At 36.0% G+C, this 21,096-nt stretch carries 21 protein-coding genes and 1 riboswitch; of the genes, 14 read left to right on the top strand and 7 right to left on the bottom strand.

The annotated features are described in order from the left end of the window. Positions 1-96 precede the first annotated feature (96 nt). A complete protein-coding gene (locus MW695_RS17365; RefSeq protein ID WP_247106719.1) occupies positions 97-1,341 on the bottom strand; it encodes an MFS transporter in 1,245 nt (414 codons plus the stop codon). Positions 1,342-1,368: 27 nt separating this feature from the next. Then, on the bottom strand, positions 1,369-1,770 hold the full coding sequence (locus tag MW695_RS17360; RefSeq protein WP_247106718.1) for a DUF4395 domain-containing protein: 402 nt from the start codon (positions 1,768-1,770) through the stop codon (positions 1,369-1,371). 251 nt (positions 1,771-2,021) lie between these two features. Here MW695_RS17360 and MW695_RS22735 point away from each other — a divergent pair, with 251 nt between their 5' ends. Beyond that, positions 2,022-2,156: a hypothetical protein gene (locus MW695_RS22735; RefSeq protein ID WP_260505923.1), complete on the top strand. Its 135-nt coding sequence runs from the start codon at positions 2,022-2,024 to the stop codon at positions 2,154-2,156. A gap of 238 nt (positions 2,157-2,394) precedes the next feature. On the opposite strand, the gene MW695_RS17355 is transcribed toward MW695_RS22735, so the two are convergent. Beyond that, complete coding sequence (locus MW695_RS17355) at positions 2,395-2,820, bottom strand: CBS domain-containing protein (RefSeq protein ID WP_247106717.1); 426 nt, start codon at positions 2,818-2,820, stop codon at positions 2,395-2,397. A 137-nt stretch (positions 2,821-2,957) separates the two neighbouring features. On the opposite strand from MW695_RS17355, the gene MW695_RS17350 reads away from it, so the two are divergent. From MW695_RS17350 to MW695_RS17330, 5 genes are all read left to right on the top strand, one after another. Then, on the top strand, positions 2,958-3,263 hold the full coding sequence (locus MW695_RS17350; RefSeq protein ID WP_247106716.1) for a hypothetical protein: 306 nt from the start codon (positions 2,958-2,960) through the stop codon (positions 3,261-3,263). A gap of 210 nt (positions 3,264-3,473) precedes the next feature. After that, positions 3,474-4,004 carry an RNA polymerase sigma factor gene (locus MW695_RS17345; RefSeq protein WP_247106715.1) on the top strand — a complete coding sequence of 177 codons (531 nt, stop codon included), beginning with the start codon at positions 3,474-3,476 and terminating at the stop codon, positions 4,002-4,004. Continuing rightward, positions 4,001-4,876 carry a hypothetical protein gene (locus tag MW695_RS17340; RefSeq protein ID WP_247106714.1) on the top strand — a complete coding sequence of 292 codons (876 nt, stop codon included), beginning with the start codon at positions 4,001-4,003 and terminating at the stop codon, positions 4,874-4,876. Before MW695_RS17345 ends, MW695_RS17340 begins: the two co-directional genes overlap by 4 nt. 142 nt (positions 4,877-5,018) lie before the next feature. After that, the gene (locus MW695_RS17335; RefSeq protein WP_247106713.1) at positions 5,019-5,300 is read left to right on the top strand and encodes a hypothetical protein; all 282 of its coding nucleotides are present in this window, start codon (positions 5,019-5,021) and stop codon (positions 5,298-5,300) included. A 133-nt stretch (positions 5,301-5,433) separates the two neighbouring features. Next, positions 5,434-6,063, top strand: a complete 630-nt coding sequence (locus MW695_RS17330) for a LysE family transporter (RefSeq protein WP_247106712.1) — start codon at positions 5,434-5,436, stop codon at positions 6,061-6,063. Here the strand turns inward: MW695_RS17330 and MW695_RS17325 are convergent. Next, positions 6,050-7,396 carry an amino acid permease gene (locus tag MW695_RS17325; RefSeq protein WP_247106711.1) on the bottom strand — a complete coding sequence of 449 codons (1,347 nt, stop codon included), beginning with the start codon at positions 7,394-7,396 and terminating at the stop codon, positions 6,050-6,052. The genes MW695_RS17330 and MW695_RS17325 overlap by 14 nt on opposite strands. Positions 7,397-7,600: 204 nt before the next feature. Continuing rightward, a complete protein-coding gene (locus tag MW695_RS17320) occupies positions 7,601-8,473 on the bottom strand; it encodes a dimethylarginine dimethylaminohydrolase family protein (RefSeq protein ID WP_247106710.1) in 873 nt (290 codons plus the stop codon). A 114-nt stretch (positions 8,474-8,587) separates the two neighbouring features. Between MW695_RS17320 and MW695_RS17315 the strand changes: the two genes are divergently transcribed. The 3 genes from MW695_RS17315 (at position 8,588) to sda (ending at position 10,940) form a co-directional block, all read left to right on the top strand. Further along, positions 8,588-9,874 carry a glycoside hydrolase family 18 protein gene (locus tag MW695_RS17315; protein WP_247106709.1) on the top strand — a complete coding sequence of 429 codons (1,287 nt, stop codon included), beginning with the start codon at positions 8,588-8,590 and terminating at the stop codon, positions 9,872-9,874. A gap of 92 nt (positions 9,875-9,966) precedes the next feature. Continuing rightward, a complete protein-coding gene (locus tag MW695_RS17310) occupies positions 9,967-10,614 on the top strand; it encodes an MOSC domain-containing protein (RefSeq protein ID WP_247106708.1) in 648 nt (215 codons plus the stop codon). 173 nt (positions 10,615-10,787) lie between these two features. Beyond that, positions 10,788-10,940, top strand: coding sequence for a sporulation histidine kinase inhibitor Sda (sda, locus tag MW695_RS17305; protein ID WP_247106707.1), 153 nt, complete (start codon positions 10,788-10,790; stop codon positions 10,938-10,940). 59 nt (positions 10,941-10,999) lie between these two features. Here the strand turns inward: sda and thiC are convergent, their stop codons facing one another. After that, positions 11,000-12,772 (bottom strand): phosphomethylpyrimidine synthase ThiC, encoded by a 1,773-nt coding sequence (thiC, locus tag MW695_RS17300; protein ID WP_247106706.1) that lies wholly within the window; start codon positions 12,770-12,772, stop codon positions 11,000-11,002. 123 nt (positions 12,773-12,895) lie between these two features. After that, positions 12,896-13,010, bottom strand: a riboswitch (TPP riboswitch). A gap of 173 nt (positions 13,011-13,183) precedes the next feature. Between thiC and MW695_RS17295 the strand changes: the two genes are divergently transcribed. Both MW695_RS17295 and MW695_RS17290 read left to right on the top strand, forming a co-directional pair. Continuing rightward, complete coding sequence (locus MW695_RS17295) at positions 13,184-14,185, top strand: BMP family ABC transporter substrate-binding protein (protein ID WP_247106705.1); 1,002 nt, start codon at positions 13,184-13,186, stop codon at positions 14,183-14,185. Positions 14,186-14,202: 17 nt separating this feature from the next. Beyond that, entirely contained in the window at positions 14,203-16,008 is a 1,806-nt protein-coding gene (locus MW695_RS17290) for a sensor histidine kinase (protein WP_247106704.1), read from the top strand. Positions 16,009-16,592: 584 nt separating this feature from the next. Here the strand turns inward: MW695_RS17290 and MW695_RS17285 are convergent. Further along, complete coding sequence (locus MW695_RS17285) at positions 16,593-17,294, bottom strand: hypothetical protein (RefSeq protein WP_247106703.1); 702 nt, start codon at positions 17,292-17,294, stop codon at positions 16,593-16,595. 375 nt (positions 17,295-17,669) lie between these two features. Between MW695_RS17285 and MW695_RS17280 the strand changes: the two genes are divergently transcribed. Genes MW695_RS17280 through MW695_RS17270 form a run of 3 tightly spaced genes read left to right on the top strand, consistent with a single transcriptional unit; the run spans position 17,670 to position 21,062 of the window. Continuing rightward, positions 17,670-18,641 (top strand): AAA family ATPase, encoded by a 972-nt coding sequence (locus tag MW695_RS17280; protein WP_247106702.1) that lies wholly within the window; start codon positions 17,670-17,672, stop codon positions 18,639-18,641. Further along, positions 18,638-19,735, top strand: a complete 1,098-nt coding sequence (locus MW695_RS17275) for a DUF58 domain-containing protein (RefSeq protein WP_247106701.1) — start codon at positions 18,638-18,640, stop codon at positions 19,733-19,735. Before MW695_RS17280 ends, MW695_RS17275 begins: the two co-directional genes overlap by 4 nt. After that, complete coding sequence (locus MW695_RS17270) at positions 19,701-21,062, top strand: DUF4129 domain-containing protein (RefSeq protein ID WP_247106700.1); 1,362 nt, start codon at positions 19,701-19,703, stop codon at positions 21,060-21,062. Before MW695_RS17275 ends, MW695_RS17270 begins: the two co-directional genes overlap by 35 nt. Positions 21,063-21,096: the final 34 nt, after the last annotated feature.

The following is a 21,096-nucleotide window of genomic DNA, read 5'->3' as shown; positions in this document are numbered from 1 at the left end:
TTTAATAAAGGAGAAACTGAATATGTAAATTACCACTCCGAAATATACTTCGCCTTCCGCGGGAAGCAAGTGAGCCTCCTCGTGCTCTTGTGGTTGCTACGATTGAATATGTTCATTAATCCATTGATCATTAGGCAAAAAGAAGGAGCAGAAACCGACAATGGGTATAGCAACTGTTATGAAAATGGTATTGTTTAAACCAATGACATCTGCAAGAATCCCGAGCATAACTGAGCCAATAGCGCCCATTCCAAATGCTAATCCGACAATGAGACCGGAGACGAGTCCGATTCGACCAGGAACGAGTTCTTGTGCATAGACGACCGCGACCGAAAAGCTAGATAAAATAATAAAGCCTATAATAGAGATTAAAGGAAAAGCAACTATTGGCGTAACATGTGGCAATAGTAAACTTAACGGTGCTGAGCCTAGCATAGATATCATCAAAATTGTTTTCTTACCAAAACGATCTGCTAGTGGACCACCGGCAAATGTCCCGATTGCTCCGAAAGCCAAAAATAAAAATAAATAGATTTGCGCTTGTTGAATCGATATACCGTACGTTTCAATAGCAAAAAATGCGTAGAAATTAGTAAGACCAGCATGAAAAAGAGAGCGAGCGAATACGAGAAAAATGAGAAGGATCATCGCTAGTGATACGATCTTTCTCGTAGTAATTGGGATATTCTTTTGTGGCAACTTTTTATTTTGACTAAAGCTTTTCACTCTTTTCGTTATTTCAGCAGAATACCATTTGGCGATATAAATGAGTAATGCAATGGCTATCGCTGCAACAAGTGTAAACCAAATAGAGCCAAATTGCCCTAGTGGGACTAACACTAATGCTGTGATTAACGGTGCTAATGCTTGACCGCTATTTCCACCTACTTGGTAAATGGACTGCGCTAGTCCGCGTCTTCCTCCTGCGGCCATGTATGCGACACGTGAACCTTCAGGATGGAAAGTTGCAGAACCAATACCTATAAATATGACAGAAACGATGACAATAGAAAATGATGGAGCAAACGCAAGACCGAATACACCGCATAATGTAAATGTTAACCCGATTGGTAGAGCATAGGGGGATGCTTTACGATCTGTGTAGGTTCCAACAACTGGTTGAATAACAGAAGCCGTTAAATTAAGAGCAAATGCGATCATTCCTAGTTGTGTAAATGTTAGACCCATTGATTGTTGAAGAATAGGGAACATTGCTGGTACTAGTGCTTGAATGGCATCATTAAGCAAATGAACAAACCCAATGATAAATAAGATATGATATAACGTTTTTGATTCGTTCTTTGAACTTGTTTTAGTTTGATCTAAGACTTGTGCTTGCATGTGTGTCCTTCTCCCTAGGATTGATGTTTATTTTCGTTTATGTTTCCACATTAAGAAACGATAACGGATTACACAGCCAATACAAAACCCTCCAAGGGCTAATGCAGAAGCAATAATAACCATAATTGAGAATAGATAACCGAATATAAGTTGGTTACTTAAGAAACTGATAAGAGATAGAGCTATACATATTGTCGCAATCCATTGGTTAAAATATTGCTGATCAGGATCCTCTTGTACATACTTTTCATGAGGATGCTTAAGAAAGCGATAACTGTTTTTTATTATAGGGTTTTGCCTAGAGTAGAGTGTATATAGACCAATGGTTAATGGTACGAGTAATAACCAAATGCTTGTTATTAATGATAACGTTACAGTTAATAAAATAAATATTTGATTCGTCTGAACGAGTGGCTTTGGAATTCCCATTTAAATGCCTCCTTTCCCTTTATTATAACGTGATTATGATAGAAAATCTTGCTTTTTAAGAAACTTATATTTTCACATGAATGGTAGATTATTTCTATGTGTTTCACACATAGCTGATGATCTTCTCCAGCCTCTAATACGACTTTAATCTGTTACAATCGTCAGCCATTAAAAAATCGGTTAAATGTGAATAAATAGGAATGTTTTTCTATTTATTGCTCATAATAAAAGGCAAAAGGGGGGTGATTAGATTGGCTAAGCGTAACAAAAATAAAAATAATCCAGCTCAACAACAGGAACAACCTAATAATGTTGAGATGGCTCAGGAAACAGAAGCACAAGAATTAAATCGTAAGGAAAAAAAGAATCGTAAAAACAAACAATAACATACTTAAGTAGCATGATGAAGACCAACCTTTTCTTTGCATTAGGTTGGTCTTCACACATGTTTGATGGAAGCCACTGAAAAAGTGAAAATCGCACTTTTTCAGTGGACTTTAAGTAATAAACGTAGCCGTTGCCCGATTTTGAAAGCCTTGCAATGAGTCAGTTTCTCATAGCAAGGCGCGCAACGAGTGGAGCTATTACTCTTTTTGAGTTCTCCAGAGTGACATTGCTTTGGAATTATGATCGATGCTCGTGCTCTGAAATGCTCGAAAGGGTTTGTCCAGCTTCATTGACTAACTGATGATCAAGTGCTAAATCACCGATTGAGACCATTCCGACTAGTTGATTATTTTCAACAATAGGTAATCTGCGAATTTGATGCTCACTCATTAAATTAGCTGCCTCGTGGATGTCGGTATTAGGTGAAGCTACAGTGATATTTGTAGTCATACAATCCTTCACTGGAACGTGTGCATCAGCTCCACTTGCAGTAGAACGAAGAGTAATATCACGATCTGTCACAATACCAATTAGCTGATCTGCTTCAACAACAGGGATCGATCCGATGTCATACTGTTTCATTAAATCAGCTGCTTCTTGAATCGTTTGATCGGGATTGATTGTCACAATGTTCGTTGACATGCATTCTGAAATCGTGTTCATTTTATTCCCTCCTTCCATGTCAGTATGTTTCAATTGGTTAACAATATTCCATCCTTTTACAAGTAAAAATATCCAATGAGAAAAGCTTATAAAACGGTAAATATTCACACATAATAAGACGAAGAAAGGGTGAGAACATGAACTATTCAAGTGATTCGAGAGGAACGATTTTTTTCCCAATTGTCGGTCTGTTTAATGCAAATCCTCAGTCATTAAAAAATAATCATGATACGTATGATGTGTATGTAGAAGAGGATTATATTGGAAAAAAGGAGTTATTGACAGAAAATGATACAATTGAGGATGTGTTGAAATTTATCGAAAGTCAAGGCATCTCAGATGTTGAAGCTCATTTGAAAGGCGATCATTATATCATTGAAGCTCATAAAAATGATTTAGAGAGAGTTAAAGCAGTTATTGAGACGTATTTACAAAATCGCTAAAAAATTTGTGGGTGTTTTAAAAGGTTTCGGTCTTTTTAAAACACCCACTTTTAATCTGATATAAAAGAGTATATGTCGTTTAACTATTCTATTTATCTAGTTACTGAACTATCATATTATTAAATAAATTTTAGCTGTAAGTGTGACTTTTTGTGTTAAAGCTTCGTTATATATGTAGAGTTGCTAATTGAGTAGACGGAGGGAACGACGATGGAGGAGCAGTTGTTGTTACGGGCAAAAAGAGGGGATGACGATGCATTTAGTCAATTAGTTGAAATGCATGTTAAAACAGTTGAAAAATTTGCCTTTCAAATTGGTGTGTCGCCGACTCATATTGATGATGTGACGCAAGAAGTGTTTTTAAAAGTATATCGTTTTCTCCATAAGCATAATCGTGGGAAATTTACGACATGGCTTTATACAGTGACGATGAATGTTGTTCGAGATTTTTATCGTAAGGAACAGCAAATGAAACGAAAAACGATTGAGTTTCAACGTTTTGCAAAAGAGCAAATGTTTATTGAAGATTATTTTGATGAGGAATCGAAAGAGTTACACGGCATGATTCAGCAATTAGATGAGAAATATAGGGTACCGATTATTTTGCATTACTTTCACGGTCAAAATTATCAAGAAATTGCCTCTGTTTTAGGAGTGACTGAAGGGGCGGTTAAGACGAGAATGTTAAGAGCAAAGCAAAAGCTAAAGGCGGAATATGAGAAGGTAGGTGAACAACTATGACAGACCAATTAGAAAAGAAACTACATCAGCTAAAGGAACAATATGATGAAATTCCGACACATTCAAACACAAGATCAATCATGGATCATATAAAAAAGGAAGAAAGAAAGTCACGTCGCTTTTATGTTCCTAAGCAAATTCAAGTAGCATCGTTAGTTGTGTTAATGATAGGAATTGGCTATATTTTAGGGATGAACCAATTTGCAGGAGATGAAGAACTAGCTACTACGGAAATGGCTGAAACGTTTTCTAGTGAATCAGATACGGCAATGAGTGGTTCCGATGGTGAAATTCATATGTCAATGGCCGAAGAGGGTTATGATGAGGCAGAAAGCTATTCAGAAAATAATAATGAAGCACGAATGGAGAATGAAGTAGAAGTAACAACATTTCATCTAGAAGGGATAGAGGAGAAGAGAGCTTTCCCAATGAACGATGCTTATTTTTCGACTTCCTATGATGTTAACTTTCATTATAATCAACGAAGCTCCCTAGATATGACGAGACATCAAGTTTATACGGATTTCATCGGTGATAATGAAGAGCCAGTCGTATTTGAACTAAGTTATTTTCATCAACTGCATGAAGTGGAGCACTTAATTGACGACTACCAAAACATTTTAAGGCAAGAAGGGTTTTTACAATTCGAAGAGGGTTCCTATTTTTCAAATCACACCTCTCTAGGTGATCAGGCTGCGATTGTGAGCGAGTTTACGTCAGTATCGAAGGACATTCATACGTCTGTCGCTATAATTGAGCACAATGAGCGATATTTGTTCATACGTACGAGTCAGTTCGATGGTTATGCAGAAGAAAATGAAAGATTAGGGGCTGAAATTAAGTTTATGATTGATCGATTATCGTTACATTAAACAAATAGGCAGCTACCACTTATCTATCGTGGTAGCTGTCTATTACGTATGGTGTGAATTTATATGCATGATTCTGAGGAGATTGTAGCACCTTAAATAAGAAGCTATTCGTTATATCTAAATGTAGAAGAGAGGGGTTAGTGTGCAAATTTATTTTTCACCTGAATATTTCAATGAGCAATCGCATGTGTTAAATATTGTTACGGATCGAAACAAGCCTGTTGGATATTTAGCTTTTCTGTTAGATGAAACAAGTAACAAAATGTATGTTTACGGTCATTTGGAGGAAGAGGGGGTTAGTGAGGATTTTAAGGATTTAGTGAAGCCTTATTTACAAGGGTTGAAAAAGATAAAAGCAGAGATAGAGGTGTATTCCTATCTTTCATTAGGAGGAAAGCAAGTAACTATTGAATTAGATGAATAGTGTTATTGCATGTACTGATCGAGGTAAATAAAGGAAAAGGTGAATTTTTGTGTTAATACGCTTCTTTCATGAATAGAATGTACAGGCAGTGAAGGCTGTCCGAATCATTCATTCGTAAGGAGGCGTTTAGAAGGTGAGTGTCTTTTTTAGTTATATCATTTTAGGGTTATCGCTTGCAGCTCCAATAGGACCTGTAAATGCAGCTCAAATAGATCGGGGTATAAAAAATGGTTTTTTGAATTCATGGCTTGTCGGCTTAGGTGCAACAGTAGCGGATGCTATTTATATGTGTTTCGTCTATTTTGGTGTCGTACAATTTATTGAAATACCGTATGTCCAATTGTTCTTATGGGTATTTGGATTCTTTCTATTAATCTATCTAGGTATGGAAAGCATTAATAGTGCTGGTCGTATGAAAACAGAGACGAGAACACTATATCGTGAATCCAAACTAAAATCATTTTCTACGGGCTTTTTTATGTCACTATTTAATCCACTATCGATTTTGTTTTGGCTTGGTATATTTGGATCAATAATAGCCAAAACCATAACAATGAATGATACGTATCATGTTATTCTGTATTGCGCAGCGATCTTTTTAGGTATTACTATTTGGGATCTAACAATGGCTGCTTTAGCAAGTTCGATGCGCCACCTTTTAACGAATCGTTTTCTTTTTGTGATAGCTATTATTTCTGGATTTAGTTTAATTGGTTTTGGTGTTTATTTCGGTTATCAAGCTCTTGATATTATAGTTTTTTAAACAAAGATGTGTCATCATCAGAATTTTTATTTTTCCATTTTTGACTCATGATAAAGGTGATGATAGCAATGACTGAAAGAAATAATAAACTAATGTAGAAGCCAGGCCTGCTCGTATGATGAAATAATGTACCGATTACTGCTGCTATAATTAATAGAAAACCTAATATTCGTTTTATTTGGTCGGAGCCTTGCAATGGAAGAATACGGCCGAAGGAAGCAAGGATAAATAACCAGTTGTACAGCAGCATCAAGCCGGCAGCAGTCGTGACAAATTCATAAATATTATCTGGCATGAAAATAGACAAGATAATGGAAACAATGATGCCACTCATCGTTAGTAAGATAGCTGGGAGCTCTACTTTATTTTTGATTTTTTTGGCAAAAAGCTTAGGCGCATCATGGTCTTCTGCCAACGTCACAAGAATTCGGATGACGGCAAAAAGTGAAGCAACCATTGTTGAAAAACCTGCTATAATAAACACGCCATTAAAAATATCCTGTACATACACAATGTTATATTGATTTAACGCTGTGACAAAAGGACTTTCATCCATTTTTATTTCATTCCATTTCACCATAATCATAGCAAAGCTTAAAGACAATAAATAAATAATGATCAATAAAACTAACATGACTTTTCCTGATTTAGGTGCGTCATTCATATCCTTTAAACGAATGGCAAGTAAGCTCATGATCTCAATGCCTCCAAATCCATAGAAGCCAAAAATCAGAGCCGGAAGTAAGCCATTCATTCCATTTGGAAATAAATTAGCTATTGTACGAGGAATCGTAACGGTTTCGTCATTACGACCAAATAATCCAAAAAGGGCTAAAATGGCTAATACAATAAACATGACAATCGCTGCAGCTTTTAATATAGCAAGTAGGTTCTCTACACGATCGAATCCCTTTGGCCCAATTAGAATAACGAATAATGCAAGCGCTGCATAAATACTTGCCAAAACCCATAAAGGTACGTTCGGAAACCAAAATTGAGTAAAAATAGATATAGCCGTTAATTGACTACCTATAATCAGCATTTCAGATGACCAATAAACCCATCCACTACTAAATCCTGCCCAACGGCCATATGCATGTTTGGCATATGAGCGAAAAGCTCCTTTTTGTGGATTGTTAATCATTAATTTAGAAAGTGCTTCGTATACACAGTATGTACCAATCGCTGCGATTATATAGGCAATTAAAACAGAAGGCCCTGCCATATTAATGGCGATACTTGACCCAAGGAAAAAACCTGTACCAATTGTACAAGCGACTCCAAGTAAAGATAATTGCCACCAGGCTAATGGTTTTTCGCTTTTAGTTGCCATCTTTTGTCCTCCTCTGTTTCACAGTTATAGTGTTTGAAGGACATTAAAGGTTTATGTATAGAAGTTAAAAATGATTGTGTAACTAAGACATGAAAACCGGTCTGCTATAGATAAAAGGTCTTAAACTAATAGGTTAAACAAAAAGCACCCCCGATAGTAGAAGCGTTGAAGATGAGGGTGCAATGGCGGATTCATTCCCAGTTTTCATTCATCCATAGTCCCTTTTTCACGACGAATAGGTAACGTACAGCATCTGAAAGAACCACCAGATTTTATGATTTCTGTAATATCAACTTCTATGACCGTATAACCACGGTCTCTAAGCTTTTGGTTCACTTGTTGATTAACAGGTAAGCTAAACAAGGTTTTTCGTCCAATCGATAATACATTTGTACCTAATGTGAATTGCTCTTGTTCTGATACTTCAATTAAGTCATAACGCTGAGAAAGAAAATCATATTCCTTTTTTGAAAAGGCGTCTGGATAACAAAGAGCCTCAGTAGGTGAAATGATATTGAAGACACAATCTAAATGTAAATACTTTTCTGTAAAGGGAACCGTAATGATTTCGTAGTTCTGCATTATTTTTTGAAGGTGATGGATCGCATTTTGATTTGTACGATTACTTATCCCCACATAAATAGTCTTACCATCAATAAGGACATCTCCACCTTCAATCATGTCACCAAGTAAATTATAATAAGAAATCTTTTGGTCATGTAACCATGATTTAAGTAAATCCTCTTCACCTTGTCGAATGTTGTGTGCCATTTCTGCTACGAACACGATATGCCCTACTGTAAATCCAATATCTCTTGTAAATACTTGTTCAGGAAAGAGGTGTACTGGTGGAAGTAATACGACTTCAATATGCTGCTTCTTTAGTTGTTTCACAAACTCTTTATGCTGTCTTAAGGCGAGTTCAATATGAATTCCTTCATCTATAAATTTCTTTTGAGTTTCATTAATGACATCGCGAATAGTCATAAATTTAGGTTCACATAGAACGACCGTATGTAAGGGGGCATACTCCGTTTGACAATACGGTAATGTAGGTCTTTTGTTAAAAATTGACATGATAATCCTCCCATTTTCTGACCTGTTTATAATATAACCGATTTTCTAAAATACATGAGACAAATTATCTGTTCATATATATAGTAAAAATACAGCTGTAAGTAAGGAGGTACTATGCAAATTTATGTGATTGAACAAGGTGATTCCCTTTGGAATATCGCACAAGCTTATGAATCGTCTGTAATGGATATTGTAGAAGCAAATCAAATTCCAGACCCTAACCAACTTGTTCTTGGTCAAGCGATTGTGATTCCGATCGTCGGTCAGTTTTATTGGGTTCAGCCTGGAGATAGCTTGTGGTCAATTAGTAATCAATTCGGACTTGATTATATGTTCTTAGCAGATGTCAATGAGCTATCCTTACAACAACCACTACAAGTTGGGATGAGGCTATATATCCCAGAATTAACGAAACGGGAAATTGAATCGAATGCTTATATTGAGCCAATTGGGGAAACCGTTAGTGAGGAGCTATTGACAAGTGCTAGAAATGTTGGACGTTTTTTAACGTATTTAGCTCCGTTTAGTTACGAAGCACGTAGGGATGGTTCTTTAGATCCACAACCTCTAGCTGGCATTCCAGAAATAGCTGAAGAGACAGGCGCATCACTAATGATGGTTATTACGAATCTCGAAGATGGTCAATTTAGTGGGGATTTAGCCGCAGATATTCTACAAAGTGAAGAAGTGCAAGATCGTTTATTAGATACAATTATAGAAGAAGCATTACGTGTAGGCTATAAAGATATTCATTTTGATTTTGAGTTTTTACCTGGAGATCAACGGGAGGCGTACAATCAATTTCTAAGAAAAGCAGCTGAAAGAGTTCGCGCAAATGACTTATTAATTTCGACTGCATTAGCACCAAAAACGAGAGCAGATCAACCTGGTCAATGGTATGAAGCCCATGATTATCGGGCTCATGGAGAAATTGTCGATTTTGTCGTTTTAATGACCTATGAATGGGGCTATTCGGGAGGACCTCCAATGGCGGTCTCGCCGATCGGTCCAGTCGAAGAGGTTGTACAATATGCATTAACTGAAATGTCATCTGATAAGATTATGCTAGGACAAAATTTATATGGTTATGATTGGACACTTCCTTTCGTACCTGGTGGAGACTATGCAGAAGCAATTAGTCCACAAGAGGCCATTCAAAGAGCACAGCGATACCAAGTAGAGATACAATATGATGAAGATGCACAGGCTCCTTTTTATTTTTATACAGATGAAGTGGGAAATGAGCATGAAGTTTGGTTCGAAGATGCTAGATCCATTCAGTCGAAATTTGATTTAATTAAACGATTACAGCTTAGAGGAATTAGTTATTGGAAGTTAGGTTTATCATTTCCGCAAAATTGGTTATTGCTAGCGGATCGTTTCCATATAGTAAAGCGTTAACGATAAGATGGATCATTTTACTTTAAATCATGGTAAAGTGATCCATCTTTTTATGATAAACTACTGATAATAGAAGGGTGGGATCGTTTGTTATGTATAAGATTAAATCTGTCAATATCGGAACAGTCAAAGTCATTTCGGACAAAAGTAAAAAAGCAATAAATTCTGGAATCATGAAAGAATCAATTGAGAATCAGGAGGTGTTTTTATTTAAGCACAACCTAGTAGGAGACGAGCAAGCAGATCTCATTAATCATGGAGGTGAAGATAAAGCTGTTTGTATATACCCCGTGGATCATTTGCCGTACTGGGAGAATAGATATGACCAATCATTTCATTATGGTGCGTTCGGTGAGAATGTTTCAATACAAGGATTGACAGAAGAGCTCGTCTATATAGGAGATCAATTTTTGTGGGGGGAAGCTGTAGTTGAGGTAAGTCAACCGAGGAGTCCATGTTTTAAAGTAGCTTTAAAGCATGGCATAAAACAATTACCATTGCATATTCAAGAAACAGGGTATTCTGGCTATTATGTCCGTGTCATCAAGGAAGGGATCGTCTCAAAAAAATCCCCATTTCAATTACAAAAAAAGGGCTCAAATTTTACGGTCTCAGAAGTTAATACAATCACTTACCGTAAGGAAATTGATGAAAATAAAGTGAATGAACTACTGAAGTGTCCGATGCTATCAATGGCTTGGAAGAAAACGTTAGTGAATAAATTAAATCGAAAGAAATAATCAGACAAAAGTCTCTACTATATCTTTGTCTAAGGTGGTAATATATACATAATTAATCAAAAATCGATAGTTTTTTATACCCATCGACAAAAGAGGGAATTAGAACTTTAGTTTATAGCTTACTATAATAGTATTATGTAAACTAAATGTTTAATTCAAGTAGGAGGAGGCAAATGACTAAAAAAATGACGCATACGTTTTGGAAAATTGATAATGAAGACCTACTTGATTTGTACGAAAAAGCTAGTAGAGTACAAGAAATTAGTCCACAATTTATTCTACTTATACAGAATGAACTTCAAAGACGTAAATTAGATCAAAAATAAGCTCATTTTATATTGGAAGTCTACAAAGCTAAAGTGTCTTTGTAGACTTCCATTAATGATTATTGGTAAATTTGGTTACCTTTTTCTTTAAACTCTTTTGCTTTTTCCTTCATACCTTTTTCAATAGCTTCTGTTGTCGTTAAATTGTTGTCATCAGCAAATTTTCGAATGTCATGTGAAATTCTCATACTACAGAACTTAGGTCCGCACATGGAACAAAAATGAGCCGTTTTAGCGCCTTCTGCTGGTAACGTTTCATCATGAAATTCAATTGCTCTTTCTGGATCAAGAGAGAGGTGAAATTGATCATGCCACCTAAACTCAAAGCGTGCTTTTGAAAGCGCATCGTCTCTTTTTTGTGCATTTGGATGCCCTTTAGCAAGGTCTGCTGCATGTGCGGCAATTTTGTATGTGATAACACCTTCCCTTACATCATTTTTATTAGGTAATCCAAGGTGTTCCTTTGGTGTGACATAACAGAGCATAGCAGTTCCAAACCAACCAATCATAGCGGCTCCAATTGCCGAAGTGATATGATCATAACCTGGTGCTATATCTGTTGTTAATGGGCCTAATGTATAGAATGGAGCTTCCTGACACGTTTCTAATTGTTTATCCATGTTCTCTTTAATAAGATGCATTGGCACATGCCCTGGCCCTTCAACCATGACTTGTACGTCGTGTTCCCAGGCGATTTTTGTTAATTCTCCTAATGTCTCAAGCTCGGCAAATTGAGCTTCATCATTTGCATCCGCAATCGAACCTGGGCGCAAGCCATCACCTAGTGAAAAAGCAATATCATATGCTTTCATAATTTCACAAATTTCTTCAAAATGTGTATAAAGAAAGTTTTCTTCGTGATGATAGAGGCACCATTGGGCCATAATAGAACCACCTCGTGAAACAATTCCAGTTACTCGATTTACGGTTAGAGGTACATAACGTAAGAGAACCCCCGCATGAATGGTGAAATAGGACACTCCCTGTTCAGCTTGTTCAATAAGTGTGTCACGATACACTTCCCACGTTAGATTTTCTGCAATCCCTTTTACTTTTTCTAACGCTTGGTATAAAGGGACTGTTCCAACAGGGACAGGAGAATTTCTTATTATCCATTCACGAGTAGTATGAATATTTTTCCCGGTTGATAGATCCATAATCGTATCTGCTCCCCAACGAGTAGCCCATGTCATTTTTTCTACTTCTTCTTCTATAGAAGAGGATACAGCGGAATTCCCGATGTTAGCATTAATTTTCACATGGAAATTCCGACCGATTATCATCGGCTCACTTTCAGGGTGATTAATATTTGCTGGGATAATGGCACGTCCTTTTGCTACTTCTTCACGAACATATTCTGGAGATAAGCCTTCCCTTATGGCGATGAATTCCATTTCGGGTGTGGTGATTCCTTTTTTTGCGTAATGAAGTTGTGTAACATTTTCTCCTTTTTTTGCTCTTAATACGCTAGTAGTCTTCTTAGGGAAAGCATTAATAATTTGATCCGTTTCTTTTAATCCGTTATCCTCAGGCTTTATCTTTCTTCCTTCGATATATTCCACATTGTTTCTTTCCAGTATCCATTGTTCTCGTATAGGTGGTAATCCCTTTTCGATATCAATCGTAACATGGTCATCTGTATAAGGTCCACTTGAATCATATACACGAAGGGGTTCATTATGCTCTTCACGATCTTCCTTAACCGTAGGAGTTAAGGAAATCTCACGCATTGGCACTTGGATGTTCTCTCTACTTCCTTGAACGTACACTTTCTTACTTCCTGGTAAATTGGATTTGATAGACATTACTTGCTCGTTTAATCGGGTACTCATCGAATCTCTCCTTTTTAAAAATAGTGTATTAGTAGAGACTGATTGCAACATACAACGAAAGAAAGCAAAAAAGCTGAGCTCATTAATAGTAATGGACCCAGCTAAATACACAAATACAATATATGTACGCATAACTAACTTCCCTACGCTGGCATGATCCAGATCAGGTCCCAAGGGTCAAGGAACTTCAGAGCGTTCCCCTCTCAGCCCAACTCATTGGACTCCCCTAGTTAAATATAAATATTTAATTACTCACATTATAACACACGAGGGTTTTATTGGAAAGTGTTTTAAATCATATAAGTTTACTTAGGTTAGTGTCGAAATGACCAGAAAAAAGTAATTTGATTATGGCATTCAGTCTATTTATTCGGTATGATAAGTAAGGAAGGAACGAGGGGGGCTGTTATGATGCAGACTAAACAAGTAAGATACATCATTTTTATTTCTATTGTTCTAGCTGCTATCCTACTGTTAGTCCTTTTTCTACGAGTGTATGGAGTGTTACAGGATACTCAAGCGAGTACAAATGTAGAACGCACAAAAGTAGTAATTATTACATCAGATGTGCTAGGTGATCAAAGTTGGGGCAGTTTAGCTTATAAAGGTAAGTTAAAGATTGAAGAACATTTTCCTGTTTCTGTGAATTTGTATGAGGATATAAATGTTATGAATGATAGAATAATAACGGAAACAATTGTACAAGCTGCTGATTGGGGCGCTGATCTTATTATTGGTCATGGAAGAGAATTTTCTGATCCGTTTGAAAATATGGCATTATGGTATGAGGATATTCATTTTGTTACGGTTCATGGAGAGGCTCATTTATCAAACCAAACGGCATATTCCTTTCACCAAGGCGAATTTGAATATTTTGCTGCATTGGCAGCATCTCTAAAAACGAAAACAAATAATATTGCTATAATTGATCCATTCGAAGTTGCAAAGCGTAATGTTGAATTTATAAACGCATTAGACTATTATTTACCAGAAGCAAACTTTTATTATGAAGCAGTTAATAGTCGTGACGATGGAGAAAAGGCAGTTGAAATCATGGAAGATTTATTGGAAGAAGGAGTCGACGTCGTTTACTCGAGAGGAAATGCTTATAATCCTGATATTATCCACATGGCAAAAAATTTAGGGTTTTATGTAATTGGCTATTTAGAGGATCAGAGTTATTTAGCACCTAATCATGTCCTAACAAATGTCATGAACGATATTCCACAAGTGTACGTGTCGATTATGAATGATTACTTTAGTGATGAAGGCTTACCAACTGGTAGCGTAATTTTGTCAAATGAGGATGGAGTAACAGGGTTGTCCCCTTTTGGAGCGATGTTTACTGAAGAAGAGCTTGAGTTCATCCATGAGGAAATGGAACGTTATAAAAGAGGGGAACTTTCTTTTTAAATTGAGGAGAGGTTGGAATGAATAAGTTGTTAAATAGTATGACATTTAGAACGAAGATCCTATCTGCCCTCCTCATCATTACACTCGTATTAAGTGGATTGTCGTTGCTTCTTGTTCAGTCGATTAAGGATGTCAATCAAGTAAGTATTGAATTAAGAGACCAGGGTGTTCCTGCTGTCATTTTATTAAGTCATTGGGAACGTGAATTATTTAACAAAGAGCAATTAATTTACGAGGCGTTGTCGACGGATAGCTGCTGTGACATTGTCGACCAATATAATGCGATTATGACTAGCGATCAATTAGAAATTAATATCGCTGATGTACCGGATTCCTTGCGTACGCTAGCTAGAGAAATGGACTTGCTTGATTTTCTTATACGGAATGAGCTACAAGGTTTTCTGAATTTCGGTGATATGGAGTCAGCAGAACGTTTTTTGGAAGAAACGTATTTAAAAGAATTACAATATATACAAGATGAAGTGGATCTGCATCAAGACATAAACTATCAAGACATACAGAATAAATCGATGGAATTTACTCATATTATTGAAACATCATTGGCTTTACTAACAGTTGTTACAATAATTGTCATTATCGCATCTATTTACATATCATATCGAATTAGTAATGGTCTAACATCACCGATGGAATTACTTATAAAAAAGGTTAATCGTATAGCATATGGTCAATATGGTTTGACATTTAAAAATACGAATAATCAAGTAGAATTAGATGAATTAACAAACTCAATAAATCAAATGTCTCTAAAGCTAAAAGAATCGTTTGAAACGATCATTAATGATAAACAATATCGTGAGCAAATTGTCAATTCATTGCCGATAGGAATGATGACAATTGATCATGAATCAAGCCAAATTTCTTTAAATAAAGCAGCTCATCGTTTATTGGGGGAGGAGGCAAGGTTCTTAGCAGACGTGTCGTCTATTCCAAATACATCGAGAAACAAGAAATTTTGGGATATATTAAAGTCAGAGAAGGTTTGTGAAAACAGAAAAGTATCATTTGAAAATGGGAAGGATCAACGTTTTTTTCTAGTTTCACAATCAATCCTTCATGACGTTGAAGGAATAATGATTGGGAGAATTTTTCATTTTAATGATATTACAGAGACAGAACAACTAGAGCAGAGAATCCATCAATCCGAAAAATTAGCTGTTATCGGTGAGATGGCTGCTGGAGCCGCGCATGAAATTAGAAATCCTTTGGCAGTGATCCATGGTTTTTTGCTACTCATGACTCAGTCTCTTAGTAATGAAGAGCAAATACAATATCGTATGCCATTGCTTATGAAGGAACTTGAACGCATTAATTTTATTATTGAAGAGATGCTATTATTAGCAAAGCCAAGTGCACCTCATTTTAAAACATGTTTTTTAGATGATGTCATTAATGAGATTATACCTTTAATGAAACAAAAGGTTGAATCTGAGGATGTTACTATTGACGTTGACTTACAGAGAGTGCCACTAGAATTAGATGCTAAGCAAATGAAGCAAGTATTTTATAATCTGATCCGTAACAGTAGTGAATCAATGAATAATCAAGGAACGATTCATATTTATTCTGAAATTATTGAGGATAAGTATTATATTTATATTGTTGATTATGGTTGTGGAATTCCTAAAGAAAATCAGCCTTATATTTTTGAGCCTTTTTCAACTTTTAAAGAAAATGGAACAGGATTGGGATTGACAATTGTGAAAAGGATTATTCAAAATCATCACGGTGATATTGAACTACAATCTAGTTCTGAAAAAGGTACGACTTTCCAAGTGCGGTTTCCAATAAAGGAAGGTTAAATAGACATGCTCTGTTTCTCCTTCGGGGCTGGGCCGATTTTTCAGGCGCCATATTGAGAAAATAGTTAAATGACATATCGTAGTAGATAAAAGGCCTTTGAGTCTCATTTCTCAAAGGCCTTTTTAGACTATTTCTCTTATTTTCTTTTTATCGTTGAAGAGTAGGGAATGTCTATCCTACCTCTCAACAAAGCGGACGGGATGGGAGGGCCGACTCCTGCAGGAGGGGGCAGGTTGAAATCCACCGGCGCAGCCGGTTCGTTCAACGCCCGCCTGCGGAAAGCGTGTCCCCCATCCTGGGAGCGAGGGCAAAGCTCCCTTTCAAGTCCGAAGTAAACGAGCACTTTTTCAGTGGCCTCCTCTATATCATCAAGGATTAATTGAAAAGTCCAACGAAATTTACAACGAATTTCTCGAAAAGGAAATCATGCCAGGAATGGAACGTGAAAGTGAAAAATAAGTCATACTTGAAGAACTTACCAAGATGGTACAGAAAGTAGAGGATGTCATTTCCGAGTATGACCAAAAAGTTTATTTGCAACACGGTGAATTTGGTCGGTTTCTTATTTTTTAAAATACTGTTGTCACAATTGCTTTTTACGTTCATTTAATAATTGAAGTTGATCAAGAAATTGTTGATTATAACCTGTAATTTTATGAATGCGAGCTTTTGCTAATGGAATGTTTGTTTGACACTTTTTCACTAGGCAAGTTACCGTTTCTTGGCCTTCAACGATTAAATACTTATTTCTTTTTTTACAGGTGGGACATGTAGCACTAATTAAGAAAATAGTCGCTGCTTTAGAAAACGCCCCTGCGGTAACATCCTTCGTCTCATATGATAACTCCTTGTATAAATAGGCATTCGTGGCTGCCCTACCCGTGCGCTTAATTAATGTATCTACTTTAAGCATAGGTTTGTCATTACGTTTTGGATTTCTTTTAACCGTAATTTTATCAAATTCATCGATTTCAAGTAATCCATATCCTATTGGAACTTCCTTTATGCTAAGAAGGTTTTCCGGAGTTAGTATATATGCGTAATGTGCAATATTGTGGTATCCGTAATCACTCAAAAGTGTCTCATCTCTAAGAAAATCTTGTCGAGTCGCTTTCACTTCAATGATTCTTACTTCTTTTCGTTTCATATTAATTCCTACTGAATCAGCAATGATTCGTTTTCGACGAATATACAATTTGACCTCATTTGCACATAGATCTGTCATTTTCTTTTTTAGCCAATATAACGACTGATGTTTTAAATGTTTATGAAGATTACTTTCCATTTTAAATCCTTTCTAGAAACGTTATCTCGACCTTTTAAATCGATCCAATGATTTCTAACATTTGCAATATTAAGTATGGTCGTTATAAAATAGAGACCAAATATGAATCTAGTTTGCTCTCTTTTTATCATAGTTTTTGAAAAAGAGCAACTTGATGGTATTTTGTAAGCGGAAACAAATTGATGACCTTTCAAAATGTCCGAAATCGATGCCTAAATTAAAAAGCCTTATAAGAGTGGATTTCTCGTATGAGGCGAGCAACGAATGAAGCCATTTCTAGTCATCAAAAGTACGGAAGAAGTTTGGTTTTTTAACTTTTTTACTCCATTTTGATCATTACTTTCTTAAAAATATGAAGTGAGGGAGATTTATTACATGGATGTTTCAGTCGTTCAAGAGCTAGCTAATAAAGTGAAATTGAATATTCAAAAGGTGATGGTTGGAAAGGATAAGAGCATTGACCAAATACTCGTTGCGATGATTGCTTCGGGTCATGTGTTATTAGAGGATGTTCCAGGTACTGGTAAAACACTACTAGCAAAATCAATGGCAAAATCGCTTTCGTGTTCATTTAATCGTATTCAATTTACTCCAGATTTACTACCGACAGATGTAACTGGTTTGAATTTTTATAGTCAAAAGGAAAGTGATTTTATTTTTAAAAAAGGGCCGATATTTTCAAATATTATACTTGCTGATGAAGTGAATCGCGCGACCCCTCGAACTCAATCTAGTTTGCTAGAATGTATGGAAGAAAAACAAGTGACGATTGATGGTGAGACAAAACAATTAAATGAGCCGTTTATGATTATTGCAACTCAAAATCCTGTTGAAAATCAAGGCACTTTTCCTTTACCTGAGGCACAATTGGATCGCTTTCTAATTAAATTAGACTTAGGTTATCCGACAAAAGAAGAAGGGATCGCTATTTTAAAACGTTTTAAGGAAAATAATCCAATTGAAACGCTCTCTTCTGTGGCGACGACTGAAGATATTATTGCCGCGCAGAGATTATTTACTTCTGTATATGTTAGTGATGATCTGCTAGAGTATATGCTTACTATTGTAGAAGAAACTCGACACCATCCAAAGATTGAATTAGGTATAAGTCCGCGTGGCAGCCAAGCGTTATTAAAGGCTGTGCAAGCATATGCAGCCATTAATGGTCGTTCTTATGTCATACCTGATGATATAAAAGAAATGTTAAAGCCCGTCGTTAGTCATAGAATGGTGTTAACACATACAGCCAAATATAAAAAACAGGACCCTGGACATGTTTTAGATGAAATTGTAGCAACATTAACTGTACCCGCAGAGTCAATTGAAACGGGAATGACTTCATCATGAGTATAGCGTGGCTTATTTTTTTAACGCTTGCATTCTTTTTTCTTCAAGGGGTCATTTATGTTAAGTGGGGATTACGGAATATTGAATATAATAGAAGGTTTAGTCAAACTACGGCTTACGTTGGTGATGAAATTGAAATGATTGATGAAATCGCCAATAAAAAGCTAATCCCTGTACCTTGGGTTCGGTTAGAATCAAAAATTAATGCTCACTTAGTATTTGGGCAAGTGGAAGGGGCTGAAAGAGGTGACATGCATCGAACTCTATTCAGTTTAATGCCTTTTCAAAAAATAAAACGAAGACAGAAAGTACTTTGTGCTAAAAGAGGTTACTATCAATTTGAAACGGTATCGATGTCAACCGGTGATGCTGTTGGCTTTGATGAAACGTTTCAAACGGTGCATTCAACTGCTTCTATTACCGTATTTCCTGAAATAGTTAATAAAGAGGATATCCCTTTACCGTCACAAAGCTGGTTAGGTGAATTGATTGTCAAACGTTGGATTATTGAAGATCCTTTTTTGGTTGCTGGTGTAAGAGAATATTCATCAGGTGATCCGATGCACACGATTAATTGGAAGGCTACAGCTAGGTCAGGATCTATGCAAGTGAATCAATATGATTATACGGCAGATCACCATCTGATGATTTATGTGAATTTCGATCAAACGGAAGATAAGTGGCACCCAATTATTCATGAAGATTTACTTGAGAAAGCTTTATCATATGCAGCCTCTATAGCACATGAATCTATTGAACTAGGTATACCTACTGGCTTTGGTTGCAACTCTTATTTAGTTTCAGATTCCAATAAGGAAAATTCGATTCGTTTGTATCCGGCTAACGGTCATAGCCATCTACTAGCTATGTTAGATCAAATGGCAAAAGCAAAAATGGATATAAGCTTTGCATTTTATGAGTTTTTAGAGGAAGATATCAACCGGCAATTAGAAAGAACAGACATATTCATCATAACGAATATTATCACTGAAAAAGTGCAGATGCACATTGATATACTTGAGGAAAATGGAAACCGTGTTGAAACACTTTTACTAAATAATGAAGAAGAATCAGGTGATCGTTATGCATCGTAATAACCATTTAAGAGTTCTATTTACCGGTGTACTTGAGTATTTAATGATCTTTCCAGTTTTTTTAGCGATCTCTATTTTCTCACTTTCTGCAGACATTCAAGCATGGTGGTTATATACATTACCAGTTGTTTTTGCAATCGGTTATTTCATTCGAATTGTACTATCGAAACAAAAGCGATTCGTTTATTTGGCGATCATACTTTCGATTAGTTTCGTTCTTCCAGTGTTATTGAATTATTTCATTTCTATTTCAATGATTGTTTGGATAGTACTTTCAATCATTTATGTGACTATTTTATATCGTGGTTTAACATTTGGAGAAAAAGACATTGATGACCTTTTCAAAGCTCATTATTTATGGGCCATTGCCTTTCCTCTTTATTTTGTCGGGTATTTCTTTTATACAAACATCGATTTACTGGTCCCCTTTACAAATACTTTTCAGTTAGCTGGCTTTGTCATATTTGTACTTACGTTATTTATTTCTAATAGTTCAATGTTAAGAAGGGCAACATATTCGAAGGAAAAAAGACCAGCCATTGGGAGATCATTACGTAATCAAAATCGATTGTTTATGTTAGTTACACTTATAACGATTGTACTTCTCGCTAATTTTGGCTTTATCCGTGAAGTGTTAATTATACTGAGAAATGGTGTAAGTAGTGTAGTCATGTTCTTTTTAACAATATTTAGTCCAGATGAATCAGACGTTGTATATGATGATCCGCAACTTTCTGAACCTGTTTTACCATCAGCCGAAACTGGAGAGCCGTCATTCATAGCCCAATTTTTTGAGCAAATTGTAATCTACGTAGGTATAATTGCTGCTGGTGTATTACTGATTGTGGCTCTTTACTTTATAAATCGAAAAATGAAATCGTTTATTAAGAATATCATTCAGTATTTGAAGAAGATGATTAAACGAATAATGCCAGGTGATGATTCTACTGATGGTGTTAATATTTATGTTGATGAGAAAGAAAACTTATTCAGCATAAAAAAATGGGTGAAAAGTAAAACTAAAAATGTTAAACATTTAGTGGCTACGATCACGGAAAGACGTGTGAAATGGGATTCATTATCAAATGTTGAAAAGGTTAGATTAATCTATCGTACTCTCTTACACGATAGAATGAAACGTGGGGACGTATACCGTAGAGAGCTTACTCCACGTCAAATGTTACATGAAGTGGAATGGCAACAGCCTACAGACGGAGAAACGATTCAAAAACTAGATCATCTCTACAATAAAGCAAGATACAGTCATGAAAAAATAGAAGAGCGTGATCTTAAACAAATAGAAAAGCTTCGAATGAAACAAAAATAGTCAATTTTTTTTGAAAATTATCATGTTCATGATA

It is taken from the genome of Halalkalibacter sp. APA_J-10(15), from assembly GCF_023017105.1.
Taxonomy (GTDB): domain Bacteria; phylum Bacillota; class Bacilli; order Bacillales; family Bacillaceae_D; genus Halalkalibacter.
The sequence above is the reverse complement of the archived record's forward strand: the minus strand, read 5'-3'. Positions and strand labels throughout refer to the sequence as shown.